The sequence below is a fragment of the Providencia sp. PROV150 genome (assembly GCF_028481025.1).
Classification (GTDB): Bacteria; Pseudomonadota; Gammaproteobacteria; order Enterobacterales; family Enterobacteriaceae; genus Providencia; species Providencia hangzhouensis.
The window spans coordinates 221,327-247,120 of sequence record NZ_JAMPPJ010000012.1; the positions used below are offsets into that span (position 1 = coordinate 221,327).

Genomic DNA, 25,794 nt, shown 5'->3' on the forward strand with positions numbered 1-25,794 from the left:
TTTGATTTACAATTAATTAGTTGTTTATTCTTTAACTGGAATTGCTTTTAAAACCGCAGTTAATAATTTCCAATACTCACCAACGCTTGCAATATGCACACGCTCATCAGGGGAGTGCGCACCACGAATAGTTGGCCCAATTGAAACCATATCCATGTCTGGGTAAGGCTTTTTGAATAAGCCACACTCAAGGCCTGCGTGGATCACCATCACATTAGGAATTTTACCGAATAGTTTGTTGTAGGTATCACTGACTAAATGCATCACTGGTGAGTCTGCATCGGGCTGCCAACCAGGGTAGCTGCCTTCTGCTCGATATTGGGCTTGTGCTAATTTACTGATAGATGTCAGCATGTTAACAACGTAGTTCTTGCCGCTATCGATAAGTGAGCGAACAAGGAAGATAATTTCTGCTTTATCTTCAGCTAGGCGTACCACACCTTCATTAAGTGACGTTTCAACCACGCCAATAGCCACATCGCTCATGCGAATTACACCGTTCGGTGCTGCATTTAAGAAGAAAACAAAACGCTTTTGGCAATCATCAGAAAGGGCTTTTAGCTCACTTTGCGTTTCGTCAAGTAGCAGAACAAGGTTAGGCTCAACAACAGCTAATTCATTTTTCAGAATATCTTCATAGCGCGTTCTCAGTGCCGTTAATTCAGCAACTTTGTCTGCTGGAACAGCAATAATGGCATAGGCTTCACGAGGAATCGCATTGCGAACAGTACCCCCTCTGAAATCTAATAATTTTAGGCTTAAATCTTCTGCGTGCCCTGCTAGAAAACGAGCTAACAGCTTATTGGCATTACCTAAACCTAAATGTACATCACCACCGGAGTGACCACCTTTTAGGCCTTTTAGGGTCATTGTGAAGGTTTTATAGCCTTGTGGTAATGCTTCACGAGTCAGGTCAAACGTGGTTGTAAAATCAACACCACCAGCGCAACCCATGTAAATTTCACCTTCTTCTTCGGAGTCGGTGTTTATCAAAATATCTGCTTGTAACCAGCCTGCTTTCAAGCCAAAAGCACCTTCCATACCGGCTTCTTCGGTCATGGTCAGGAGAACTTCCATTGGCCCATGCTCAACGCTATCGTCAGCAAGAACAGCCAAAGCAGAAGCTAAGCCAATGCCGTTATCAGCACCTAAAGTGGTGCCTTCAGCAGTAACCCACTCACCATTAACATAGGGACGAATTGGATCTGTTTTAAAGTCATGTACCGTGTCGTTATTTTTTTGTGGCACCATGTCCAAGTGAGCTTGTAAAACAACACCTTTACGGTTTTCATAACCAGGCGTAGCAGGTTTACGGATCAGAATATTGCCTACTTCATCACGTTCAACGTGAAAGCCTTTTTGTTTTGACCAATCAACAATATGCGCGGCTAAGGCTTCTTCGTGATACGAAGGGTGTGGGATAGAACAGATTTTAGCGAAGATGTCCCATAGCGGCTGGGGGGATAATGTAGCTAGCTCAGACACGTCTCTCTCCTTTTATTTTCCCTTTATATTTCAATCTGTAGCGTTGTTGGCTTCATTCATAAATCCCAGTCACATACTTATGTATGCTCCTAGGATTTACTCATTTGCCGCCTAGCTACAAATTGAACTATTTAGGGATAATATCCTGAATAACCCAGTAGGAGCTGATTGGCAACCAACATTAATTTCAGCTTCAATTTTAAAAGGAATATTGCTGTAATTATGACCTAACAGCCTGAAGTTTCGAATTAAAGGCTGCCTCTTTTATAAACTCAGGATAACACTTTCTTTTGAGCAATGGACAGTGTAAATGATAATAATTAATGGCTAATGGTGCTTTTTACTGGTTTTTAACCGGCCAAATCACTATAATCTCGCGCAACCTTTTTTCCGCAAGACACTTTTCAGATTTACTCAGCAGTCGGGACCCGAATTTTATGAGCGAAAAATATGTCGTAACGTGGGATATGTTGCAAATACATGCCCGTAAACTCGCACAACGTTTATTACCAGTAGAGCAATGGACCGGTATTATCGCGGTTAGCCGTGGTGGCCTTGTTCCTGGAGCACTGCTTGCACGCGAACTTGGTATTCGTAACGTTGATACCGTTTGTATTTCTAGCTATGACCATAATAACCAGCGCGAATTAACCGTGATTAAACGCGCAGAAGGTGATGGTGAAGGCTATATTGTCATCGATGATTTAGTAGATACAGGCGGCACAGCTCAAGCTATCCGTAACATGTACCCTAAAGCACATTTTGTCACCATCTTTGCAAAACCTGCAGGCCGTCCATTAGTTGATGACTACGTAGTTGATATTCCACAAGACACATGGATCGAACAACCATGGGACATGGGTGTCGTTTTTGTTAAACCATTGTGTGAACAAGATAAATAAATCTGTTTTTCATGAGCGTTTTAGGTGAAAACATTGTAATTATAAAGCGTTATAGGTTTTATTGATTGCAAAAACACATTAATACCTAAAATTTTTGAGCTAAACACGATATAATTTGGGGAGTGCATTTTTGCATTCCCTTTATTTTTGGCCAAATTCAACTCTGATCGACAAGGAAATAGGGATGACTCAGCAAAACCTTTCAGAAAAACTTTTCAAACCTAAAGTCAGACAAGTTGAAACATCAACATTAGTCTCTTATTCATCTCAAACAATTTCTCAAATTAAAGAACACAGCGTGTTAAGTGGCTCCCATCATGCGGGTTGGTACCGTATGATTAATCGTTTAATGTGGATTTGGCGAGGAATAGACGCCTTAGAAATTGAAGAAGTGCTAAGTCGTATTGCTATCTCAGATGCTGAGCGTAGCAATGATAATTTGTTGGATACGGTCATTGGCAACCGTCGTGGAAACTGGTGTTTCGAATGGTCCCAGCAAGCCATGCGTTGGCAGCAAAAAGCATTAGAATTTGAAAAAGGTGCAGAGGCAGGGGAGGCTTGGTTACGTTCTGCTAATTTGTACAGCATTGCCGCTTATCCTTTTATTAAAGGTGACGAGCTGGCTGACCAAGCTATTTTGCTGGCTTGCAAAGCTTATGATAGTGCCGCAAAATTTTCTCAATATCGCCTAAAGAAAATTCCTTTCAAAGTTGATGGTGGGAAAGAAGTCTGCGGTTTTTTACATATTCCTTCACAGGGGCAAGGGCCTTATCCGACAGTGATGATCTGTGGCATGTTAGATAGCTTACAGATTGATTTCTGTCGCTATTTTCGCGACTACCTCGAACCACTCGGTATTGCGATGCTAACATTGGATATGCCGTCAATTGGTTATTCGGTTAAACACAAGCTTACGCAGGAAACGAGCACCTTACATGAGCAAATCGTTCGACAGCTTGGGGATATTGCTTGGATTGATCATACGCGTTTTGGCATCGTTGGTATGCGTTTTGGCGCAAATATAGCGTTAAGATTAGCTTATAAGTGCCCTGATAAGATTAAAGCAGTCGCTGTCATAGGGCCAATTGTCCACAGTTTATTGCATGAAGAGAAATATCAGCAAGATATTCCTCGGATGGTTTTGGATGTATTCGCCAGTCGTTTGGGTATTTATCAAGTTGATGGTTCTGCTTTACGTCATGAATTAAGTTGCTATTCACTTAAAAATCAAGGGCTTTTGGGGCGGCGCAGTAAGGTTCCAATGCTATCGGTTAGTCTTAAAGATGACATTTACAGCCCCAAAGCAGAGTCTGATTTAATTCGACGTTCATCGATGGATGCTGACACGATAATGCTACCAAGCCAGCCCGTTTTTGCTAATTTTGAAAAGGCGCTAAGTGAAACTACTAATTGGTTAAAAGCAAAAATACTTTAATTTTATTTAATAACTTGCTTATTTTTTCCCATTTGTTAAAAAGGTGTCTTCCCAAGAAGGAGATCCTTAACATGGCTTTACCGACTGATTACTCAAATGGAAAGTATTTAAAGAAGTTTGCTTCGATAGGACCTTATTTACGTGAAAAACAATGTTTAAATGGCTGTTATATATTCGATAGCCTCGTTGTTTGCGTGAATGCAAATATTGCCCCAGAAAAACGTGAATTTTGGGGGTGGTGGTTAAAATTGGTTGCAACTGATAAGGGGTTTGAATTTACTTATCATTTGGGCTTATACAACAGCCATGGTAGTTGGCAAGTCAAAGCATTAAAAGATGCACCAACCATTGAGGCGACAGAGCAAAATTTAGTGTCTTTTCACCAAGCCCTTGCAAAACAGCTATCTGAACTTGAGTTAAGCCTCTTTCCCTCCCCGCTAATGACAGAATTAAAACTGGAATTAAGCGCATAAATTTGTTTTAAACCAACTTTTGTTGAATTTTGCGTTATGCCTGTTGGCATAACGCGCTTCTCCTGATAAAAATGATACCTACTTTTTGGTTTATTAATCCTAATGGCAGAAAAATGATGAAAAATAGCCAGACGCTGGTAGTTAAATTAGGGACCAGTGTATTAACAGGGGGCTCGCGCCGTTTAAATCAAGCTCATATTGTTGAGCTGGTTAGGCAGTGCGCGCAGCAATATGAAAAAGGGCATCGTATTATTATTGTGACTTCTGGGGCAATTGCCGCAGGTCGCGAACACTTAAATTACCCCGAACTGCCGGCTACCATAGCATCTAAACAGTTGCTTGCGGCGGTCGGTCAAAGTCGTTTAATCCAGTTATGGGAACGGTTATTCTCCATTTATGGCATTCATATCGGGCAAATGTTACTGACACGAGCCGATTTAGAAGACAGAGAACGTTTCTTAAATGCACGAGATACCTTGCAAGCACTGCTAGATAACGGAATCATTCCAGTTATCAATGAAAATGATGCTGTGGCTACCGCAGAAATCAAAGTCGGTGATAATGACAATCTATCCGCTTTGGCCGCGATTCTTGGCGATGCAGATAAACTGCTATTATTGACAGATATCGAAGGCTTATATGATGCTGATCCACGCAGTAATCCAAATGCAAAATTGATCCCTGAAGTGTATGGTATCAATGATGAACTTCGCGAAATGGCGGGGGGAAGCGTTAGCGGGTTAGGAACCGGTGGAATGGCAACTAAATTACAAGCAGCAGATGTCGCGGGCCGCGCAGGAATTGATGTTATCATTGCAGCAGGCAATAAACCGGATGTTATTAATGCGGTTATTGAAAATCTTCCAGTTGGTACCCGTTTTTATGGGCAAAAAAATCCAATGGAAAATCGTAAACGTTGGATTTTCGGTGCTCCAGCAGCTGGAGATGTGTACATTGATGATGGTGCACAACTGGCAATTATGGAAAAAGGCAGTTCATTATTGCCAAAAGGTATTAAGAAGATTGAAGGCGATTTCTCCCGAGGCGCAGTGATCCGTATTCGTAATATGGCAGGGAAAGATCTTGCTCATGGGGTCAGCCACTATAACAGTGATGCACTTAGAATGATTGCTGGGCACCATTCACAAGAAATCAGCAAAATACTTGGCTATGAACACGGTTCTGTGGCTGTTCATCGTGATGATATGATAGTGAGTTAATTATGTTAGAGACAATGGGTAAGGCTGCAAGGGTTGCTTCATGGCAATTAGCTCAGTTAAGTACCAAACAAAAAAATGCAGCACTATTACAAATTGCAGATCTACTAGAACAAGATAATGCAGTTATACTTGCAGCGAATCAAAAAGACATGGCGCAGGCAAAAGCAAGCGGTATGACTGAGGCGTTACAAGACCGCTTATTGCTGACGCCAGAGCGTTTAAAAAGTATTGCTGATGACGTCAGAAAAGTATGCCAATTAGCTGATCCTGTTGGGCAAATCATTGATGGAAGCCAATTGGATAGCGGCTTAAATTTACAGCGCCGCCGTGTCCCATTGGGGGTTGTCGGTGTCATTTATGAAGCCCGCCCTAATGTCACCGTTGATGTGGCTTCGTTATGTTTAAAGACAGGTAATGCGGTCATTTTACGTGGCGGGAAAGAGACACACCATACTAATCTTGCAGTGGTGGAAGTTATTCAAAAAGCATTGGAAAATAGCGGCTTGCCAGCAGATGCAGTACAGGCTATTAATAACCCTGACCGTGAATTAGTTGCGCAATTACTCAAATTAGATCGCTACGTGGATATGCTAATCCCTCGAGGCGGTGCGGGTTTACATAAATTATGTCGTGAGCAATCAACGATCCCAGTAATTACCGGGGGAATTGGTGTTTGCCATACATTTGTTGATAAATCGGTAGATTTTAATAAAGCCATTAACGTGATTATTAATGCAAAAGTTCAGCGCCCAAGCGCTTGTAATTCACTGGAAACATTATTAGTTCATAAAGAGATTGCGAATGAATTTCTGCCGTTTTTAAGTGAAAAAATGGCACAACAACAAGTTACATTACATGCGAGTGAAAAAGCGCTTCCATTGCTAAAACAAGGTCCAGCTAAAGTTGTTGATGTAAAACCTGAAAACCTTGTCGATGAGTGGCTCTCACTGGATCTTAACGTAGACATTGTTGACGATATTGACGCGGCTATCGACCATATTCGTCATTATGGTACAGCCCATTCTGATGCTATCTTGACAGAATCTATTCACCAAGCTGACTATTTCGTTCAATGTGTAGATTCAGCCGCGGTATATGTTAATGCAAGCACTCGCTTTACCGATGGTGGGCAGTTTGGTTTAGGTGCAGAGGTCGCAGTGAGTACGCAAAAATTACATTCACGTGGCCCTATGGGGTTAGATGCACTAACAACGTACAAATGGATCGGGTATGGTGACTTTTTAAGTCGTCCATAATGAGTAAAAATGATGAGATAGCCACACTTGTGTGGCTTTCTTTTTTTATTTGCCAAACTAGGCAGTTTATCATAAGCAAATTTGTAATCGGTATTGCTTAGTATTTATGATGATGGGATGAAATTTAATGTTTTACATTATCGGTCCAAGAGGTTCGGGTAAAACCACAATTGGTAAAAAATTTGCAGAATCTAAAGGTTATCAATTTGTTGATACAGATAAATTGATTTTAGAAAAAGCGGGAAAAAGTATCGCAGAAATTGTTGAACAGCACGGGTGGGATTACTTTCGCCAGCTAGAGACTGACGTCCTTAAGTCGATTACGCAAAGCGATATGATTGTTTCAACTGGTGGGGGGCTTGTTCTTGCAGAAGAAAATCAGCAAATTATGCGTAATAACGGCACCGTGATTTACTTAAATACCCACCCTGAAGTTTTAGCAAAACGCCTCGCTGCGGAACCGCAAGCGGATCAGCGACCAAGTTTGACAGGAAAATCTTTAGTTGAAGAAATTGAAGAAGTAATGCAACAAAGGGAGCCTATCTACCGTGCGACAGCACATCATATTATTGATGCGGCGCAGCCTGTCGACGGCATCATCGCACAACTTAATGATTTAACTTAAACTCATGAGTGATAAGCCAGCGGTGTTTTCGGAATATACTAATTAGAGTAAAGGGAGTAGCTCAGTAAGATAGAAGTCACTAAAGGTATAGTCGTATCACACTAATATATAAAAATATAATCATAGTATAGGGACTCATTATGTTGGCAAAGATAGTCAAAACAGTACTTAAATTTTTGTTTCGCGTACAAGTTATTGGCGACGCGAAAGAATTTAATCAAGATAAATGCTTAATTACGCCCAATCATGTTTCTTTCCTAGATGGTGTATTAATCGCACTTTTTTTGCCTGTCAAACCTGTATTTGCTGTTTATTCAACATTTGCCACACCGAAAATGGTGAAGCGCCTTAAGCCCTATGCGGATATTGTCCCTCTTGATCCTGCCAACCCTCTAGGTATTCGTCATCTAGTTAAAGAGGTAGAAAAAGGGCGCCCAATAGTTATTTTCCCAGAAGGCCGAATTTCGGTTCATGGCTCTTTAATGAAAATATACGAAGGAGCGGCTTTTGTGGCAGCAAAGTCAGAAGCAAAAGTTGTTCCTATTCGTATAGAAGGTGCACAATATAGCCATTTTGGGCGGCTGAAAGGAATTTTTCCATTAAAATGGTTCCCGAAGATCACATTGCATATCTTGCCAGCACAAGAAATTCCAATGCCAGAAGCTCCTAGAGCGGTAGAGCGTCGTGCTCTGGCTGGTGAAAATCTGTACCAAATCATGAAGTCCGCACGTATGTCTTGTTTACCACAAGTCACATTAGTTGAAGAATTTATTCAAAGTGTTCAGTTTTTTGGGCGCTGCACGCCTTGTATTGAAGACATCGCATTTAAAGAGGATTCATATCAATCTCTATTGAAAAAAACCTTAGGGGTTGGTCGTATTATTGAACGCTATACTCATGAAAATGAAAGAGTTGGCCTATTATTGCCAAATGCGACAGTCACCGCAGCCGCGATTTTTGGCGCTTTAATGAGAGGCCGAGTACCTGCCATGCTTAATTACACTGCGGGCAGTCACGGTATTAGTAACGCTTTAAAAGCTTCAGCAGCGAAAGTGGTCTTTACTTCCCGCCAATTTTTGGAAAAAGGCAACTTGACGCATATTCCAGAACAAGTGCCAGAAGCAAGTTGGATTTACCTTGAAGATTTAAAAGACACGGTAACATGGCAAGATAAAATATGGATTATTAAGCACTTATTTAATCCTAAGAAAGCCATTATTCCCCGAAAGCCGTCCGATGAAGCGATTGTTTTATTCACATCCGGCTCGGAAGGTACACCGAAAGGTGTTGTCCACAGCCATGCCAGCTTGATGGCAAACGTAGAGCAAATTAAAACGATCGCCGATTTTACACCTCGTGACCGTTTTATGTCGTCACTTCCATTATTTCACGCATTTGGTTTGACGGTTGGCTTATTTATCCCTCTATTTTCAGGTAGCCGAGTTTTCCTTTATCCAAGCCCATTACATTACCGGATCATTCCTGAATTAGTCTATGACAAAAACTGTACGGTATTATTTGGAACATCAACCTTTTTAGGTAACTACGCACGATTTGCTCATCAGTATGATTTTGCACGTTTGCGTTATGTGGTTGCGGGCGCAGAAAAATTATCAGATAAAACCAAAAAAATCTGGTTCGATAAATTTGGCATCCGAATTCTTGAAGGCTATGGGGTAACTGAGTGTGCACCTATTGTTTCAATTAATGTGCCAATGGCCGCTAAAGAAGGCTCTGTAGGGCAAATTTTACCCGAAATGGAAGCGCGAATTATTCCCATTTCTGGTATTGAACAAGGTGGTAAATTACAGCTTAAAGGCCCAAATATCATGAAAGGGTATTTGCGTGTGGAAGCGCCTGGGGTACTTGAAACACCACGAGCTGAAAATGCACAAGGTGAAATAGAGGAAGGTTGGTACGACACAGGTGATATCGTTGAATTAGATCATAAAAATTTCTGTACGATAAAAGGCCGTGTTAAACGTTTTGCTAAACTTGCGGGTGAAATGGTTTCTCTCGAAAGTATTGAGCAAATGGTGGCATCTCTTTCTCCTAATGCAAATCACGGTGTGGTTACAAAGCCAGATAGCAGTAAAGGTGAAGCGCTTGTTTTGTTCACAACAGATAAAGAACTAGACCGTAGCGCATTATCCAGCGCAGCCAAGAGCAAAGGGTTAACCGAGTTAGCGGTTCCACGTGATATTCGTTTTGTTAAAGAATTGCCAGTACTAGGTAGTGGTAAAACGGATTTTGTCACATTAAAGCAAATGGCATTAAAGGATGAATAACATGCAAGAGAATGCGTCCAATGTACCGTTAATGAGCAGAGGAATGAAAGCAGTACTCGCTTCACAGTTTCTTTCTGCATTTGCAGATAATGCTTTATTATTTGCCATATTAGCCCAACTTAAAGCCGAGTTTTATCCTGAATGGAGTCATCCTATCTTACAAATGGTGTTTGTTTTCACTTACATCGTTTTAGCGCCATTTGTTGGGCAAATTGCAGATAGGTTCTCAAAGGGCCGAGTGATGTTGTTTTCTAACATCTTTAAGTTTATTGGGGCATTAGGGATTTGTTTTGGCCTAAACCCATTCCTTTGCTATGGGTTAGTGGGAATCGGCGCTGCTTCATATTCACCAGCTAAATACGGTATTTTAGGTGAGCTCACTGGTGGAGATAACCTTGTTAAGGCCAATGGCGTTATGGAGGCTTCAACAATCGCAGCCATTTTAGTGGGATCGGTTGTCGGAGGAATGCTTTCCGATATTAACTTAATCTTAGCGTTAGGCACATGTGCTGTATTGTATGCGTTAGCCGTTATTGCGAATTTTTTCATCCCACACTTAGCTGCCGCGAGGCCTGGAAAAGGTTGGGATCTTAAACTGTTAATTACTTCTTTTTTCAATGCCTGCCGGGTGCTATGGGCTAACCAAGAAAGCCGTTTTTCACTAGTTGGAACCAGCTTGTTCTGGGGGGCTGGGGTAACGCTGCGTTTTCTGCTCGTTGCATGGGTGCCTGTGGCATTGGGATTACAAGACAACACAACGCCGACTATTTTAAATGCGATGGTTGCCGTGGGAATAGTTGCAGGAGCCGGGCTTGCTGCCAAGTTTATTACCTTAAAAACGGTTTATCGCTGCATTCCTGCGGGGGTTATTATAGGTGTGATGGTGGTGTTACTTTCGTTGCAAACTAATATTATTCCATCCTATTTTATTTTAATCATCCTTGGGATCTTCGGCGGTTTGTTTGTTGTTCCGTTGAATGCATTATTGCAAGAAAAAGGGAAGGAAACCGTTGGAGCAGGGAATGCGATTGCAGTACAAAACTTAGGTGAAAATAGTGCAATGCTAATTATGTTAGGCTTGTACTCATTAGCAATTAAAGCAGGTTTGTCAGTTGTGAATGCCGGTATTGGTTTTGGTGCTGTATTCGCAATTGCGATTGCGGGTTTATGGGTTTGGGATCGCGCTCGTAAAAAAATGGCATAAAGGTAGATAACATCATGATAGATGAGAAGCGGCTTGAAACTCTGAGTATTCAGGTTGGGCTGAAACTGAAAGAACAGGGTAAAACAGTCACAACCGCAGAGTCATGTACCGGGGGCTGGGTTGCCAAAGTTTTAACCGATATATCGGGTAGTTCAGATTACTTTCAGCGTGGCTTTGTGACATACAGTAATGAAGCAAAGCATCAAATGATCGGTGTTAAAGATGAGTCTTTACAGCAGTATGGCGCTGTAAGCCAACAAGTCGTTACTGAAATGGCGACAGGCGCTTTACAAGAAGCCTGTGCAGATTTTGCTGTTTCAGTTAGTGGAATAGCAGGCCCTGGGGGCGGTAGTGTAGAAAAACCTGTTGGTACAGTATGGTTTGGTTTTGCACAGAAACAGGCAGACCAAACGGTATTAGTCACAACACAACATCAAGTGTTTCAAGGAAACAGAAATGAAGTTCGTTTTCAATCAACACTTTATATACTTGAAACACTTTTAAAGCAGTTAAGTTAAAAATCTTCTTGATACTGTATGATTATACAGTATAATTAATTTCAACAAACCGAATTCAATCGTTTTATTTGCAGTGGTCAAATCATTGCACTTAGGGAGTAAACATGGCTATTGATGAAAACAAACAAAAAGCACTTGCAGCAGCATTAGGCCAAATTGAAAAGCAATTTGGTAAAGGTTCCATTATGCGTCTTGGTGAAGACCGCTCTATGGATGTTGAAACTATCTCAACAGGCTCCTTATCCCTTGATGTTGCATTGGGTGCTGGTGGCTTGCCACTAGGTCGTATTGTTGAAATCTACGGCCCTGAATCTTCAGGTAAAACAACACTAACTCTGCAAGTTATTGCTGCAGCGCAACGTAGTGGTAAAACATGTGCTTTCATCGATGCTGAACACGCTTTAGACCCTATCTATGCTAAAAAATTAGGCGTTGATATCGATAACTTACTATGTTCTCAACCGGACACCGGTGAGCAAGCGCTAGAAATTTGTGATGCATTAACTCGCTCAGGTGCGGTTGATGTGATCATCGTTGACTCCGTTGCTGCATTAACACCAAAAGCTGAAATTGAAGGTGAAATTGGTGATTCACATATGGGCCTAGCTGCTCGTATGATGAGCCAAGCAATGCGTAAGTTAGCAGGTAACTTAAAAACATCTAATACCTTACTGATCTTTATCAACCAAATTCGTATGAAGATTGGTGTTATGTTTGGTAACCCAGAAACAACAACAGGTGGTAATGCATTAAAATTCTACGCATCTGTTCGTTTAGACATCCGCCGTATTGGTGCTGTTAAAAATGGCGAAGAAATCATCGGTAGTGAAACTCGCGTTAAAGTGGTAAAAAACAAAGTTGCAGCACCGTTCAAACAAGCTGAATTCCAAATTTTGTATGGTGAAGGTATTAATACCTTCGGCGAGCTAATTGACTTAGGTGTAAAACATAAGTTAATTGAAAAAGCAGGGGCTTGGTATAGTTATAACGGCGATAAAATTGGCCAAGGTAAAGCTAACTCAACAAATTATTTAAAAGAGCACCCTGAAGTCGCTCAAGAAATTGATACCAAACTGCGTGAAATGTTATTGAATCATACTGGTGAATTTAGTAGTGCAGCAACAGACTTTATCAGTGATGCTGATGAAGAAGAAACACCAGAAGAATTTTAATTTTAATCTAATTAATTGATTAACAAGTAAATTATAGGCGCTCCGCTGATGTGGTGGCGCCTATTTTATTTTTAACCTATTACATTAATAGTTTATTGAACAGTTTTTCTGTGGAAAAATACACCAGTGCAAGGTATAAACATACTTTCAGAAAATATCTAGACGCTTTACAATGAAAGCTGCGAATGGATGTATCTATATTTTACTTCTGCACAAAGAGACTTTATCTTATCAGTCACTTTTTAATCGGAGAGTTGATTAGAGGTGATGTTACATTCCATCTCAACAATTCGTAATTCTGTTTCCAGCTTGATATCGGGATAAATATGAGTAAAAGCACCGCTGAGATCCGTCAAGCGTTTCTCGACTTTTTTCATACAAAAGGTCATCAAGTGGTCTCTAGTAGTTCACTAGTGCCAAATAATGACCCTACACTATTGTTCACAAACGCAGGGATGAACCAGTTCAAAGATGTATTTCTTGGTCTGGATAAAAGAGCATATTCCCGAGCGACAACCGCGCAACGCTGTGTGCGTGCAGGTGGTAAACATAACGACTTAGAAAATGTAGGCTATACTGCCCGCCACCATACATTTTTTGAAATGTTAGGCAATTTTAGCTTTGGCGATTACTTTAAGCATGATGCTATCCGTTTTGCTTGGGAGTTATTGACTAGCGAAGAATGGTTTAACTTACCAAAAGAAAGGTTGTGGGTGACCGTTTACGCAACTGACGATGAAGCTTATGATATCTGGAATAAAGAAATTGGTATTCCAGTTGAGCGTATTATTCGTATTGGTGATAACAAGGGCGCACCATATGCGTCAGATAACTTCTGGCAAATGGGTGATACCGGTCCCTGTGGCCCATGTACCGAGATTTTCTATGATCACGGTGACCATATATGGGGGGGGCCTCCAGGAAGCCCAGAAGAAGACGGTGACCGCTATATTGAAATTTGGAATTTAGTCTTCATGCAATTTAACCGTCAGTCTGACGGGACAATGGAGCCTCTACCAAAACCTTCAGTTGACACAGGAATGGGCTTAGAGCGTATTTCTGCGGTATTGCAGCACGTTAATTCAAACTATGAAATTGATATCTTCCGTGACCTTATTGCTGCGGCAGCTAAAGCAACAGGTGCGACGGATTTAGAGAATAAATCATTACGCGTTATTGCTGACCACATTCGTTCTTGTGCATTCCTTGTCAGTGATGGTGTTATTCCATCAAATGAAGGTCGTGGTTATGTTCTGCGTCGTATTATTCGACGTGCTGTTCGTCACGGTTATATGCTTGGTGCCAAAGACACTTTCTTCTACAAATTAGTCGCGCCATTGATTAAAGTCATGGGGCCTGCGGCCGATGAACTTGCACGCCAGCAAGCTATGGTTGAAAAAGTTCTCAAGACCGAAGAAGAGCAATTTGCACGCACGTTAGAACGCGGTCTTCAATTATTAGATGAAGAACTTGCTTCACTGAAAGGGGATACTCTGGATGGTGAAGCGGCATTCCGCTTATATGACACCTATGGCTTCCCAATCGATTTAACGGCAGATGTTTGCCGTGAGCGCAATATTAAAGTCGACGAAGAAGGTTTTGAGCGGGCGATGGAAGACCAGCGTCGTCGTGCGCGCGAATCCAGTGGTTTTGGTGCGGATTATAACTCTTTAATTAAAGTTGATAAGCGTAGTGAATTCTCCGGTTATCAATATGATGAGCAACAAGCCACTATTACTGCATTATATAAAGATGGCCAACCTGTAGACAGTTTGAATGCGGGTGAAGAAGGCTTAGTTATACTAGATAAAACTGCATTTTATGCAGAGTCTGGTGGGCAAGTCGGTGATACTGGTTACTTAAATAATGACAATGCGAGCTTTAAAGTCACTGATACACAAAAATATGGTCAAGCAATTGGGCATATTGGGAAGGTAGAGGCGGGTTCACTGGTTGTTAACCATAGAATTACCGCTTTTGTGGATAGCTCTAGACGTGATGCGATCCGTTTAAATCACTCAGCAACACACTTACTGCATGCGGCATTACGCCAAGTATTAGGCGACCATGTTTCTCAAAAGGGTTCATTGGTTAATGACAAATACTTGCGTTTTGACTTCTCTCATTTTGAAGCGATGACACAAGAGCAACTACGTCAAGTAGAAGATATTGTGAATGCACAAATCCGTAAAAACTCAGAAATTGAAACTGAACTGATGGATTTAGAAGGCGCTAAAGCAAAAGGTGCTATGGCATTATTCGGTGAAAAATATGAGGAACGTGTACGTGTTCTGAGTATGGGTGATTTTTCTATCGAGTTATGTGGTGGTACACATGCGCGTCGTACAGGAGATATTGGTTTATTCCGTATCTTGAGTGAATCTGGTACGGCTGCAGGTGTTCGTCGTATTGAAGCGACTACAGGCACAATGGCGATTGAAAGCATTCACAATCAGTCAGAGCAACTTTCAGCAATTGCACACTTAGTGAAAGGTGATATTAATAGTCTTGTCGAGAAAGTAAAAGCGGCGTTAGACAAATCTCGCCAACTCGAAAAAGAAATTGTGCAACTAAAAGATCAACAAGCATCTCAAGAAAGTGCTTCACTAAGTAGCAAAGCGAAAGACGTGAAAGGCATCAAATTATTAGTCACTCAATTAGCGGATACTGATCCTAAGTTATTGAGAACTATGGTTGATGACCTTAAAAATCAGTTGAAATCAGCGATTATCGTGCTTTCAACAACAAGTGGTGATAAAGTCAGTATGATCGTTGGGGTAACTAATGATTTGACTGCTAAAGTTAAAGCAGGGGACTTAATTTCCTATATTGCAAGTCAGGTAGGTGGTAAAGGTGGCGGTCGCCCAGACATGGCTCAAGCGGGAGGTACTGACGTTAGCGCATTACCTGCTGCTATGGCAAGTGTCGAAGAATGGGTCGAAGCGCGTCTGTAAGCACTTACAAAGTTGCCTCATTAAAATATGAGGCAACTTTAATCTGTTGCGGCATTGTTAATGTATCGTTTGTAGTGCTATATTTTGCTTGTAAATAATTAGAATGCTTGTATTGATGGCATCAATGCTTTAGGTGAATGTCATTGCTTTACGTTTTCACGGTGTGTGATGGACAATAGCGGGGATACCTAGAGACCCGACTCTTTTAATATTTCAAGGAGCAAAGAATGCTTATTCTGACTCGTCGAGTTGGTGAAACACTCATGATAGGCGATGAGGTAACAGTTACTGTATTGGGTGTCAAAGGCAACCAAGTTCGTATTGGTGTTAATGCCCCAAAAGAAGTTTCTGTTCACCGTGAAGAAATTTATCAACGGATCCAGGCTGAAAAGACTCAACCAGATAATCAATAATAATGAATAAGCGTCCAATGATTGATCACACAGCAAGAATGGGCGCTTGTCTTACTCGCATTATTTCTAATAAATATCCTTTCGTTTTTATAATTCTCTAGCATCAAACTCATTTTATTGTTTAGTCTTCGGTTCTCTTTTACAAAATCTTGTTTTCCTTTGTATGAAATATAGGCTAATCAATCCAGTGAGCTTATTTTTATTCACTTATAGAATAATTTTTTTTCTGTATTTTTGATTATAAAGTTAGTGCCATAAGGGCTGAAAAATATCTTTTTCGGTGTTAAACTAAGCATCTTGCTTGTGAAATGTGCAAACAGACAACGGAATGCAAAAAGTTTGGAAAAATTGTTTGACTTCTAAGTCTAGGAAAGTAATATGTGCGCCACACAGCAACGAGATGTTTGAAAAAACAAATCGTGTGTAACTAAAATATGGTGAGGTGGCCGAGAGGCTGAAGGCGCTCCCCTGCTAAGGGAGTATGCGGTCAAAAGCTGCATCGAGGGTTCGAATCCCTCCCTCACCGCCATTTTAGATTATGCATCCGTAGCTCAGCTGGATAGAGTACTCGGCTACGAACCGAGCGGTCGGAGGTTCGAATCCTCCCGGATGCACCATATTTAACCCTATGAGAGAATCTGATGGGGTTTTGTTTTGGTTTTAGCAACCAAACAAAGCAGTAACTAAGAAGTTGATTTATAGAAGTAGAAGTTGATAAAGAAGTTTGAGAGAGCAGCACATCTTGCATTAAGTATGCATCCGTAGCTCAGCTGGATAGAGTACTCGGCTACGAACCGAGCGGTCGGAGGTTCGAATCCTCCCGGATGCACCATCTCTTAGCTAATAATTTAGCATATCAATAATACCTTTTAATTTAACTCAGAAAAGTTATTGAGAATGTATCGATTTCAAATCGAATGAATTTTGCATCCGTAGCTCAGCTGGATAGAGTACTCGGCTACGAACCGAGCGGTCGGAGGTTCGAATCCTCCCGGATGCACCATCTTTAAGAAACTCCTCATTCGAGGAGTTTTTTTTGCCTAAAATTACCATTCATAAAATTAATTAAATCGTATTTTCTATACCTCTTTGATTTATTCCCTCATAAACCACACATCTAGACAGCGACAATTTATGTGATTTAAGCTAAAGTAATTGCCTTAATAAAATAAATTAACATCACAGGCGGGAGGTCGACTTGATCCCGGACGTATCGAAAGCGCTCTCATGGTTAGAGGCGCACCCAGAAACACTTAATGGTATTCAACGTGGTATTGAGCGTGAAACATTGCGTGTAACCCCCACAGGCGCAATTGCAGAGACCTTGCATCCAGAAGGGCTGGGAAAAGCTTTAACACATAAATGGATCACGACAGATTTTGCGGAGTCCTTACTCGAATTTATTACTCCTGTAGATAAAAGCATTAGCCATAGTTTGGCTTTTTTGCGAGATTTACACCGCTATACAGCTCGTCACCTTCAAGATGAAAGAATGTGGCCGCTGAGTATGCCATGCTTTATTGAAAGTGAAGATAAAATCACTCTTGCGCAGTACGGCTCTTCTAATGTGGGGCAGTTTAAAACGCTGTACCGCGAAGGCCTTAAAAATCGTTATGGTGCTTTGATGCAAACGATAGCAGGGGTGCATTATAACTTCTCTTTGCCGATTGAATTTTGGCAAGCATGGGCGGGTATTGAAGACGAAGAAAGCGGTAAAGAAAAAATTTCTGAAGGCTATTTACGTCTAATTAGAAATTACTACCGCTTTGGTTGGGTTATTCCTTATCTATTTGGCGCATCTCCAGCTATTTGCGGCTCTTTTTTGAAAGATAGAGATACGACGCTATCATTTGATAAAACAGACTGTGGTACGTATTACTTGCCTTATGCGACATCATTACGCATGAGTGACTTAGGTTATACAAATAAATCACAAAGTGATTTAAACATCACATTCAATAAATTGGATGAATATGTAGAGAACCTGAAAAAAGCCATCCATAAGCCTTCAGCTGAATTTGAAAAACTGGGTGTAAAAAAAGACGGCAAATATATTCAACTAAATACGAATGTGCTGCAGATTGAAAATGAGCTCTATGCCCCAATACGGCCCAAACGCGTTCCTAAAGGCAATGAATCACCTTCTGACGCATTATTACGTGGTGGTATTGAGTACATTGAAGTCCGTTCACTTGATATCAATCCATTTAGTGCGATAGGCGTTAATGAAACGCAAGCTCGTTTTGTTGATCTATTCTTAATATGGTGTGTACTTGCTGATGCACCTGAAATGAATGCTCAGGAATTAGACTGTTGCCGTCAAAACTGGAATCGTGTCATTCTTGAAGGTCGTAAACCAGGCCAAGTCATTGGTTTCGGTTGTGGCAGCGAAGTTAAACCATTAGTTGACGTTGGGCAGCAATTATTTAATGACTTGATCCGTGTGGCTGAAGTGCTAGACACTTGTTGCGATGCAAAATATCAAGAAGTTTGTCACCAATTTGTTGCTATGTTTAAAGACCCAACTCTTACATATTCAGCGCTTGTTATGGATGAAATGTTAGAAAAAGGTATTGGTGGTTACGGGTTAGAATTAGCTGAAAAATATTTTGAACAGTTAGTGAACGAGCCGTATGAAGTGATAACTGAAGAGCAATTTGAGCAAGCACGAGTAGCTTCAATAGCGAAGCAAGCGAAGATGGAACAAAGTGAGAGCGAAAGCTTTGAGGACTATCTACGCATTCATGCAGGACGCTAAAAGAAATGGCCACTCTAGGTGGCCAAAAAAAATCTCTTAGAGAATTAGGGATGATAACAAATTGCGCGTCTTTCAATAATTCAGACTCTGTATTTTCAAAATAGTTTCATTTATTTTAGAAAATATTTTTTATTTTCGAGGAGGTCACGAAATGCCATTATTAGATAGCTTTACTGTCGATCATACTCGCATGTCAGCACCTGCTGTACGTGTGGCAAAAACCATGAAAACACCAAGCGGTGATACCATCACAGTTTTTGATTTGCGTTTTACTGTACCAAATGAAGAAGCCATGACAGAAAAAGGGACGCATACTTTAGAGCACCTTTTTGCAGGCTTTATGCGTGATCACCTCAACGGAAATGGTGTTGAAATTATTGATATTTCACCAATGGGGTGCCGTACTGGTTTTTATATGAGCCTTATTGGCCAGCCAGATGAACTGTGTGTTGCTAATGCATGGAAAGCGGCAATGGAAGATGTTTTGCAAGTGAAAGACCAAAACAAGATCCCTGAATTGAATGTCTATCAGTGCGGTACATACAAAATGCACTCACTGGAAGAAGCCCAGCAAATTGCACGTAATGTTCTTGCATCAGAAATTGGTATCAATAAAAATGATGAATTAGCATTACCTGCAGAGAAACTTGAACAGCTACACGTTTAGTTTTTATCAAATATTCTCTATAAAAAGAGCCAATTAAGGCTCTTTTTATTTTAGATGAGAATTAAATTGCAAGTTTATGGCCAAATTAAAGATCAGGGACTTGAGAACTAAATGTAAGAGGTGTGATCCTAACCTGTTTAACGATATTTTCACTCATCGCTAATACCTCGATAAGGTAATGCCCCACCACGATTTGCTCTTCAAGCTGTGGAATATCACCAATGACCTCTAAAACCATGCCATTAACCGTCCTAGGGCCATCTATGGGGAGATTCCAATCAAAAGCCTTATTCAGCTCACGAATATTAGCAGAACCGTCTACAAGAACGCTTCCATCACTTTGTGGCAAGACTTCTTCGGCTAAAGATGGTGACATCGAGGTTGTGAAGTCACCCACTATCTCTTCTAATATATCTTCGACAGTGATAAGGCCTTGAATTTCACCGTATTCATCAACAATGATCCCTAGTTTTTCTTTATTGTGCTGGAAGTTAACTAACTGAACATTTAATGGTGTACTGTTAGGAATAAAATAAATGTTATCTGCAGCTTTAATTAGGTTTTGCTTATTAAACTCACGTTTTTCCATCATAAGACGGTATGCTTCGCGGACGCGTAAAATGCCAATAGAGTCATCAAGTGAGTCGCGATAAAGCACAATGCGGCCATGAGGGGAGTGCGTGAGCTGCCGAATGATTGATTTCCAGTCATCATTGACATCAATACCAACAATCTCATTCCTTGGCAGCATAATATCGCCAACAGTGACTTTGTCTAAGTCTAAAATTGAAATCAACATATCTTGATTTCGGCGGCTAATTTTATGCTTTGATTCGTTAACAATGGTGCGTAGCTCTTCCTTATTAACCGCATCAGTTCGTGCGGTTAGTGACTTCACCCCAATGCAGCGTAACAGTAGCGCTGAAATAGTATTAAATGCCCAAACAATAGGCATCATGACTACTTGTAATGGTTTTAAGAGGTAACTACTTGGAAATGCGATTTTTTCAGGGTACAGCGCTGCCAGTGTTTTTGGCATGACTTCGGCAAAAATGAGGATCACAAAAGTCAGGATCCCTGTAGCCATAGCTACACCTGCATTCCCATATAATCGCATACCAATGATGGTCGCTAATGCGGAAGCGACTATGTTGATTAAGTTATTACCAATAAGGACTAGGCTTAACAGCTTATCAGGGTGTTTAAGAAGTTTTTCAACGCGGATCGCTGAGCGATTACCTTGTTTTGCTAAATGTTTTAACCGATAACGGTTTAGCGTCATCATCCCTGTTTCTGATGCAGAGAAATAGGCTGACATAAAAATTAAAACAATCAATATGATGATTAGCGTACTTGTGGACACATCATCCAAAACAAGTTTCCTTATATTGTGAAAGTCGTGGCTTTATTTGCGTCAAAATACCATAAACTCCTGTATTAAACGGTTACCAAAAAAAGCCATTGTTAAGATGATTGAGCCACCAACATGGAAAAATAGGACGCGCTTACCTCGCCATCCTCCATGGAAATGTCCCCAAAGTAGAGTGATATAAACAAACCATGCAATGACGGATAATACCGATTTATGGATATTTTCTTTATCAAAAATATTATCCATATAAATAAAGCCAGTACACAAGGTCAGAGTCAGCAAAATGACCCCAACTTGAGTGATGTGGAACATTTTACGTTCAATTACCATCATGGGTGGCATATCTGGACTAAATTTTAAGGTTTTATTCTTTAGCTGATGGTCAATTAAAGCCACTTGTAATGCATATAAAGCCGCAATAAGGAGTGTCGCATAGCTCAACAAAGCTAGACCAATATGAACAAAAAGTGGTACTCGAGCTTCAAGATGCGTAATAAACTCACCAGGCATTAGCGTTGACAGCATCAAGTTAATAATGGCAAAACTATAGACTATAGGCGTTAAGTACCAAGCTTTTCCCCAGTAAGCGACAACAGTCATAATCACACACATGAGTAAGCTCACTGTTGAGCCTAAATTCAACAGAGTGAGGTTTTGTCCCTCGGCTTCACTGAAAATCAAAAATTTCAATGTAATAGCGTGAGTTACTAACGCAACAACGGCAAGAAAAAGCGCGAGGTGGCGGTAGAACGGCTGTTTACGCACTTGGCCAGGGACGATCAGTAACAGACTGACCATGTATGTACAAACTGCTATGACTGCAAATACGGGCATAGTATAGTGTCGTTAATCATTTTTAGTGGAAAGTTATTCATAGTATAACTTGTACGAGTGTAGGCTCCAACTATTGGACAGGGCAATCACAATATATTCATTGCTGATAGCACTTCATGCGCCTACTGCTTGGTTTGTATTATTAAATTCATGCCATAATAACCTGTATCATCTGTTTCAAACAGGGGGCAGCGAAAAAACTGCGGGCATGTTACAATGGGGCATTATTTTGCCGCGATTATTTTTAGTGTTGGTTTCCCTTCATCATTGTGAAGGTATTGATGCTTATAATTCAAGTTGTTAGGTAACACGCACTTGAAATTATCTGTATTAGCAACCAGATCAGGCTGACATCGGCCCATCAACAGAATTGAGCTAAGACATATGTTTGATAATTTAACTGACAGACTATCGCGCACGTTGCGCAATATCAGTGGGCGTGGGCGTCTAACTGATGAAAATATTAAAGAAACACTACGCGAAGTTCGCATGGCCTTGCTGGAAGCTGACGTTGCTTTGCCAGTTGTCCGTGAATTCATTCAAAAAGTTAAAGAAAATGCCGTTGGGCAAGATGTCAATAAAAGTCTAACACCTGGCCAAGAGTTCATTAAAATAGTTCAAAATGAACTGACTAGGGCGATGGGGGACGAAAACCACCAACTTAATTTATCCGCACAACCTCCTGCTGTCGTTTTAATGGCAGGTTTGCAAGGTGCGGGTAAAACGACCAGCGTTGCAAAATTAGGTAAGCTCTTAAAAGAAAAGCAAAAGAAAAAAGTATTAGTTGTCTCTGCTGACGTTTATCGCCCTGCAGCGATTAAACAATTAGAGACATTAGCTGAAAGTGTTGGAATTGACTTTTTCCCTTCAGAAGTACAAGAAAAACCCGCTGTAATTGTTCAAAAAGCATTAAAACATGCACAATTACAATTCTACGATGTGCTGTTGGTGGATACCGCAGGTCGCTTGCATGTTGATGAAGCGATGATGGAAGAAATCCAAGAAGTTCACCGTATTATTAAGCCAGTTGAGACCTTATTCGTCGTCGATGCGATGACAGGGCAAGATGCGGCAAATACAGCGAAAGCATTTAATGAAGCCTTACCACTGACAGGGGTTGTGTTGACCAAGGTCGATGGTGATGCACGAGGCGGTGCGGCACTTTCAATTCGTGCGATCACGGGGAAACCTATTAAGTTCTTAGGTGTTGGTGAAAAAACTGATGCCTTAGAACCATTCCACCCAGAGCGCGTCGCGTCTCGTATCCTTGGTATGGGTGATGTGATTTCTCTGATTGAAGAGATTGAGCATAAAGTTGACCGTGATGAAGCTGAAAAGCTTGCTAAAAAACTTAAAACGGGAGATGGATTTGATTTAAATGACTTTTTAAGTCAATTGAAGCAAATGCGTAATATGGGCGGCATGGCGAGTATGATGAGTAAAATGCCGGGAATGTCTCAGTTACCCGATGCCGTTAAGTCCCAAATGGATGATAAAATCACCGTTCGTATGGAAGCGATGATTAATTCCATGACACGTAAAGAACGTGAAAAACCGGAAATTATTAAAGGTTCACGAAAACGTCGTATTGCAGCAGGTTCGGGAACTACCGTGCAAGAAGTTAATCGCCTCTTAAAACAATTTGATGACATGCAACGCATGATGAAGAAAATGAAAAAAGGCGGTCTAGCCAAGATGATGCGCGGCATGAAGGGTATGATGCCACCGGGTTTTCCGGGGCGTTAAGCAATAAAGCCTCAAACAAAACGCACTTTTGATTGATTTTTGCGTCAAAGTGAGTAAACTTTTCGGGCTTTTTATATGACAGCCGGACTCTATCCCTCGATGGAGTCTGGTTGTTTTGTTAACTAATGAGGATGTTATGGTAACAATTCGTTTATCTCGTGGCGGCGCTAAAAAACGTCCGTTCTACCAAATCGTTGTGACTGATAGCCGCAATGCGCGTGACGGTCGTTTCATTGAGCGTATCGGTTTCTTCAACCCGATCGCTGCAGGTCAAGCAGAAGAACTGCGTTTAGACCTGGACCGTGTTGAGCACTGGGTTGGCTTAGGCGCAACTATTTCTGACCGTGTTGCACAACTGGTCAAACAAGCTAAGAAAGCAGCTTAATCTGTCGCGGTGGTAACAATGAGCAAGCAAACTAAACTACAGCCACCTGAAAACCCAATTGTATTGGGGAAATTAGGTGCGGCATACGGTATTCGTGGTTGGCTCAAAGTTTTTTCGTCCACCGAACATGCTGAAAGTATTTTTGAGTATCAGCCTTGGTTTATCCAACGTTCAGGTCAATGGCAACACATTGAAATTGAAGATTGGAAACATCATAACAAGGATATCATTGTCAAGCTGAACGGGGTCGATGACCGCGATGCAGCCGCGCTTTTGACTAACTTTGAAATTGCGGTTGATTCAACCCAACTTCCTGAGTTAGAAAACGAATACTACTGGAAAGACCTGATGGGCTGCCAAGTAGTGACGTTACAAGGCTATGACCTTGGTACCATCACTGACATGATGGAGACCGGTTCAAATGATGTGCTGGTCATTAAGGCGAATTTAAAAGATGCATTTGGCATCAAGGAGCGGTTGGTTCCGTTTCTTGATGGGCAGGTTATCAAGAAAGTCGATCTCGATGCCAAACTTATTGAAGTGGATTGGGATCCTGGTTTTTAAATCTCCGGTTGAACGGTTTTGATAAGTGGGACGAAATTATGTGGATTGGTGTAATTAGCCTGTTTCCCGAAATGTTCCGCGCAATAACCGAGTACGGGGTAACTGGTCGGGCAGTGAAAAATGGCCTGCTAACATTTGAGTGCTGGAATCCGCGAGATTTTACTCACGATAAGCACAAAACTGTTGATGATCGCCCCTATGGTGGTGGTCCAGGCATGCTGATGATGGTGCAACCGCTTAAGGATGCAATCAACGCAGCAAGAACTGAGGCTGGTGAGGGTGCAAAGGTTATTTATCTTTCACCGCAAGGGCGCAAACTTAGTCAAGACGGTGTTTGCGAGCTGGCAACCAATGAGAAATTGATTCTTGTTTGTGGCCGCTATGAAGGCATTGATGAGCGTATCATTCAAACCGAAGTTGACGAAGAATGGTCAATCGGTGATTACGTTCTCAGTGGCGGGGAACTTCCCGCGATGGTGTTGATTGACTCAGTTTCACGGTTTATACCGGGAGTACTTGGTCATCAAGCTTCTGCTCAAGAAGACTCTTTTGCAGATGGTTTGTTAGATTGTCCGCACTATACCCGCCCTGAAGTGTTAGATGGCATGCAAGTTCCTGATGTTTTACTTTCAGGAAACCACGCTAAAATAGATAGCTGGCGCATGAAACAATCACTCGGCCGTACCTGGCTTAGAAGACCTGAGCTTCTGGAAAGCCTAGCTCTGACTGACGAGCAGAGGATGTTGCTGGCTGAATTCCAACTGGAATATCAGTCTGAGCAACAAATGAATCCAGACAATTAATTGTCTAAACATATCAGTTTACCTAGGGTAAGAGAGTTATTATGAGCAACATTATTAAACAACTTGAACAAGAGCAAATGAAGCAGGACGTACCTTCATTCCGTCAGGGTGACACCGTGGAAGTTAAGGTATGGGTCGTAGAAGGCTCTAAAAAACGTCTGCAGGCATTCGAGGGCGTGGTTATCGCTATTCGTAACCGCGGTCTGCACTCTGCATTCACTGTTCGTAAAATTTCTAACGGCGAAGGTGTTGAGCGTGTATTCCAAACTCACTCTCCAGTCGTAGATAGCATTGCTGTTAAACGTCGTGGTGCTGTTCGCAGATCTAAACTGTACTACCTGCGTGAGCGTTCTGGTAAGGCAGCTCGTATCAAAGAGCGTCTGAACGCCAAGTAATACGCTTTCGCTACATCCGAAAGTTATGTTATGAGAGAGGCCCGCATTTGCGGGCCTTTTTATATTCGTCACTATATTCTTCATAATTCAAATTGTAGCCGTGTTGGCAGCACTCAGCTTCTCAGGTCACATACCTATATTCGTCATATTTCAAGTTGTAGCCGTGTTGGCTGCGTTCAGCCACACAGGTCACATACTTGTGTATGCTCCCTGCGATGTCCTCACTTTGCCGCCTTGCTACAACTCGAACTATTTAGAATATAGCTGATAACTTATGCTTGTCTGTAAATAAATGTTTACAGATTGCTTGTTTTTCTTTAGTCTA

22 protein-coding genes and 4 tRNA genes are annotated in these 25,794 nt (G+C 41.3%); 23 read left to right on the plus strand and 3 right to left on the minus strand.

The window, feature by feature from the left end; all coding sequences use genetic code 11:
* Window positions 1-24: 24 nt before the first annotated feature.
* A complete protein-coding gene (gene pepD, locus PSE83_RS10510; RefSeq protein ID WP_272514756.1) occupies window positions 25-1,485 on the minus strand; it encodes a beta-Ala-His dipeptidase in 1,461 nt (486 codons plus the stop codon).
* Between the two features lie 437 nt (window positions 1,486-1,922).
* Here pepD and gpt point away from each other — a divergent pair, with 437 nt between their 5' ends.
* From gpt to luxS, 18 genes are all read left to right on the plus strand, one after another.
* Window positions 1,923-2,387, plus strand: a complete 465-nt coding sequence (gene gpt / locus PSE83_RS10515; protein ID WP_036958965.1) for a xanthine phosphoribosyltransferase — start codon at window positions 1,923-1,925, stop codon at window positions 2,385-2,387.
* A 184-nt stretch (window positions 2,388-2,571) separates the two neighbouring features.
* Window positions 2,572-3,822 carry an esterase FrsA gene (gene frsA / locus PSE83_RS10520; RefSeq protein WP_272660842.1) on the plus strand — a complete coding sequence of 417 codons (1,251 nt, stop codon included), beginning with the start codon at window positions 2,572-2,574 and terminating at the stop codon, window positions 3,820-3,822.
* A gap of 71 nt (window positions 3,823-3,893) precedes the next feature.
* Window positions 3,894-4,295 (plus strand): sigma factor-binding protein Crl, encoded by a 402-nt coding sequence (gene crl, locus PSE83_RS10525; protein ID WP_036958914.1) that lies wholly within the window; start codon window positions 3,894-3,896, stop codon window positions 4,293-4,295.
* A 116-nt stretch (window positions 4,296-4,411) separates the two neighbouring features.
* Window positions 4,412-5,515 carry a glutamate 5-kinase gene (gene proB / locus PSE83_RS10530; protein WP_036958967.1) on the plus strand — a complete coding sequence of 368 codons (1,104 nt, stop codon included), beginning with the start codon at window positions 4,412-4,414 and terminating at the stop codon, window positions 5,513-5,515.
* A 2-nt stretch (window positions 5,516-5,517) separates the two neighbouring features.
* Window positions 5,518-6,771: a glutamate-5-semialdehyde dehydrogenase gene (gene proA / locus PSE83_RS10535; RefSeq protein ID WP_004264803.1), complete on the plus strand. Its 1,254-nt coding sequence runs from the start codon at window positions 5,518-5,520 to the stop codon at window positions 6,769-6,771.
* Between the two features lie 127 nt (window positions 6,772-6,898).
* Entirely contained in the window at window positions 6,899-7,396 is a 498-nt protein-coding gene (gene aroL, locus PSE83_RS10540) for a shikimate kinase AroL (protein ID WP_272660843.1), read from the plus strand.
* A gap of 140 nt (window positions 7,397-7,536) precedes the next feature.
* Window positions 7,537-9,684, plus strand: a complete 2,148-nt coding sequence (aas, locus tag PSE83_RS10545; RefSeq protein WP_165879166.1) for a bifunctional acyl-ACP--phospholipid O-acyltransferase/long-chain-fatty-acid--ACP ligase — start codon at window positions 7,537-7,539, stop codon at window positions 9,682-9,684.
* 1 nt (window position 9,685) lies between these two features.
* The gene (gene lplT, locus PSE83_RS10550) at window positions 9,686-10,888 is read left to right on the plus strand and encodes a lysophospholipid transporter LplT (RefSeq protein ID WP_036958917.1); all 1,203 of its coding nucleotides are present in this window, start codon (window positions 9,686-9,688) and stop codon (window positions 10,886-10,888) included.
* Between the two features lie 14 nt (window positions 10,889-10,902).
* The gene (pncC, locus tag PSE83_RS10555) at window positions 10,903-11,406 is read left to right on the plus strand and encodes a nicotinamide-nucleotide amidase (RefSeq protein WP_004264808.1); all 504 of its coding nucleotides are present in this window, start codon (window positions 10,903-10,905) and stop codon (window positions 11,404-11,406) included.
* Between the two features lie 104 nt (window positions 11,407-11,510).
* The gene (gene recA, locus PSE83_RS10560; RefSeq protein WP_004264809.1) at window positions 11,511-12,578 is read left to right on the plus strand and encodes a recombinase RecA; all 1,068 of its coding nucleotides are present in this window, start codon (window positions 11,511-11,513) and stop codon (window positions 12,576-12,578) included.
* Between the two features lie 326 nt (window positions 12,579-12,904).
* Window positions 12,905-15,532 carry an alanine--tRNA ligase gene (alaS, locus tag PSE83_RS10565; protein ID WP_198633781.1) on the plus strand — a complete coding sequence of 876 codons (2,628 nt, stop codon included), beginning with the start codon at window positions 12,905-12,907 and terminating at the stop codon, window positions 15,530-15,532.
* 227 nt (window positions 15,533-15,759) lie between these two features.
* Window positions 15,760-15,945: a carbon storage regulator CsrA gene (gene csrA, locus PSE83_RS10570; protein ID WP_004264815.1), complete on the plus strand. Its 186-nt coding sequence runs from the start codon at window positions 15,760-15,762 to the stop codon at window positions 15,943-15,945.
* 436 nt (window positions 15,946-16,381) lie between these two features.
* Window positions 16,382-16,474 (plus strand) — tRNA-Ser (locus PSE83_RS10575).
* Window positions 16,475-16,485: 11 nt separating this feature from the next.
* Window positions 16,486-16,562, plus strand: a tRNA-Arg gene (locus tag PSE83_RS10580).
* Between the two features lie 138 nt (window positions 16,563-16,700).
* Window positions 16,701-16,777, plus strand: a tRNA-Arg gene (locus tag PSE83_RS10585).
* Between the two features lie 94 nt (window positions 16,778-16,871).
* Window positions 16,872-16,948, plus strand: a tRNA-Arg gene (locus tag PSE83_RS10590).
* Window positions 16,949-17,143: 195 nt separating this feature from the next.
* Window positions 17,144-18,703 carry a glutamate--cysteine ligase gene (gene gshA / locus PSE83_RS10595; protein WP_004264817.1) on the plus strand — a complete coding sequence of 520 codons (1,560 nt, stop codon included), beginning with the start codon at window positions 17,144-17,146 and terminating at the stop codon, window positions 18,701-18,703.
* 151 nt (window positions 18,704-18,854) lie between these two features.
* Window positions 18,855-19,370, plus strand: coding sequence for an S-ribosylhomocysteine lyase (gene luxS / locus PSE83_RS10600; protein WP_004264818.1), 516 nt, complete (start codon window positions 18,855-18,857; stop codon window positions 19,368-19,370).
* A gap of 85 nt (window positions 19,371-19,455) precedes the next feature.
* On the opposite strand, the gene PSE83_RS10605 is transcribed toward luxS, so the two are convergent.
* Both PSE83_RS10605 and PSE83_RS10610 read right to left on the minus strand, forming a co-directional pair.
* On the minus strand, window positions 19,456-20,742 hold the full coding sequence (locus PSE83_RS10605) for a CNNM domain-containing protein (protein ID WP_036958918.1): 1,287 nt from the start codon (window positions 20,740-20,742) through the stop codon (window positions 19,456-19,458).
* A gap of 42 nt (window positions 20,743-20,784) precedes the next feature.
* Window positions 20,785-21,576, minus strand: a complete 792-nt coding sequence (locus tag PSE83_RS10610; RefSeq protein WP_004264820.1) for a cytochrome C assembly family protein — start codon at window positions 21,574-21,576, stop codon at window positions 20,785-20,787.
* Between the two features lie 384 nt (window positions 21,577-21,960).
* On the opposite strand from PSE83_RS10610, the gene ffh reads away from it, so the two are divergent.
* The 5 genes from ffh to rplS all read left to right on the plus strand — a co-directional run bounded on the left by ffh (window position 21,961) and on the right by rplS (window position 25,469).
* The gene (ffh, locus tag PSE83_RS10615; RefSeq protein WP_004264822.1) at window positions 21,961-23,322 is read left to right on the plus strand and encodes a signal recognition particle protein; all 1,362 of its coding nucleotides are present in this window, start codon (window positions 21,961-21,963) and stop codon (window positions 23,320-23,322) included.
* Window positions 23,323-23,458: 136 nt separating this feature from the next.
* Window positions 23,459-23,707 (plus strand): 30S ribosomal protein S16, encoded by a 249-nt coding sequence (gene rpsP / locus PSE83_RS10620; protein WP_004264823.1) that lies wholly within the window; start codon window positions 23,459-23,461, stop codon window positions 23,705-23,707.
* Window positions 23,708-23,725: 18 nt separating this feature from the next.
* Window positions 23,726-24,271: a ribosome maturation factor RimM gene (rimM, locus tag PSE83_RS10625; protein WP_004264824.1), complete on the plus strand. Its 546-nt coding sequence runs from the start codon at window positions 23,726-23,728 to the stop codon at window positions 24,269-24,271.
* 38 nt (window positions 24,272-24,309) lie between these two features.
* On the plus strand, window positions 24,310-25,074 hold the full coding sequence (gene trmD / locus PSE83_RS10630; protein WP_094962024.1) for a tRNA (guanosine(37)-N1)-methyltransferase TrmD: 765 nt from the start codon (window positions 24,310-24,312) through the stop codon (window positions 25,072-25,074).
* A gap of 41 nt (window positions 25,075-25,115) precedes the next feature.
* Complete coding sequence (rplS, locus tag PSE83_RS10635) at window positions 25,116-25,469, plus strand: 50S ribosomal protein L19 (protein ID WP_004264827.1); 354 nt, start codon at window positions 25,116-25,118, stop codon at window positions 25,467-25,469.
* The last annotated feature ends 325 nt before the right edge of the window (window positions 25,470-25,794 follow it).

Coding starts and splice junctions, on each gene's coding strand:
- gpt (WP_036958965.1), top strand. CDS start 1,923: ATGAGCGAAAAATATGTCGTAACGTGGGATATGTTGCAAATACATGCC.
- frsA (WP_272660842.1), top strand. CDS start 2,572: ATGACTCAGCAAAACCTTTCAGAAAAACTTTTCAAACCTAAAGTCAGA.
- crl (WP_036958914.1), top strand. CDS start 3,894: ATGGCTTTACCGACTGATTACTCAAATGGAAAGTATTTAAAGAAGTTT.
- proB (WP_036958967.1), top strand. CDS start 4,412: ATGAAAAATAGCCAGACGCTGGTAGTTAAATTAGGGACCAGTGTATTA.
- proA (WP_004264803.1), top strand. CDS start 5,518: ATGTTAGAGACAATGGGTAAGGCTGCAAGGGTTGCTTCATGGCAATTA.
- aroL (WP_272660843.1), top strand. CDS start 6,899: ATGTTTTACATTATCGGTCCAAGAGGTTCGGGTAAAACCACAATTGGT.
- aas (WP_165879166.1), top strand. CDS start 7,537: ATGTTGGCAAAGATAGTCAAAACAGTACTTAAATTTTTGTTTCGCGTA.
- lplT (WP_036958917.1), top strand. CDS start 9,686: ATGCAAGAGAATGCGTCCAATGTACCGTTAATGAGCAGAGGAATGAAA.
- pncC (WP_004264808.1), top strand. CDS start 10,903: ATGATAGATGAGAAGCGGCTTGAAACTCTGAGTATTCAGGTTGGGCTG.
- recA (WP_004264809.1), top strand. CDS start 11,511: ATGGCTATTGATGAAAACAAACAAAAAGCACTTGCAGCAGCATTAGGC.
- alaS (WP_198633781.1), top strand. CDS start 12,905: ATGAGTAAAAGCACCGCTGAGATCCGTCAAGCGTTTCTCGACTTTTTT.
- csrA (WP_004264815.1), top strand. CDS start 15,760: ATGCTTATTCTGACTCGTCGAGTTGGTGAAACACTCATGATAGGCGAT.
- luxS (WP_004264818.1), top strand. CDS start 18,855: ATGCCATTATTAGATAGCTTTACTGTCGATCATACTCGCATGTCAGCA.
- PSE83_RS10610 (WP_004264820.1), bottom strand. CDS start 21,576: ATGCCCGTATTTGCAGTCATAGCAGTTTGTACATACATGGTCAGTCTG.
- ffh (WP_004264822.1), top strand. CDS start 21,961: ATGTTTGATAATTTAACTGACAGACTATCGCGCACGTTGCGCAATATC.
- rpsP (WP_004264823.1), top strand. CDS start 23,459: ATGGTAACAATTCGTTTATCTCGTGGCGGCGCTAAAAAACGTCCGTTC.
- rimM (WP_004264824.1), top strand. CDS start 23,726: ATGAGCAAGCAAACTAAACTACAGCCACCTGAAAACCCAATTGTATTG.
- trmD (WP_094962024.1), top strand. CDS start 24,310: ATGTGGATTGGTGTAATTAGCCTGTTTCCCGAAATGTTCCGCGCAATA.
- rplS (WP_004264827.1), top strand. CDS start 25,116: ATGAGCAACATTATTAAACAACTTGAACAAGAGCAAATGAAGCAGGAC.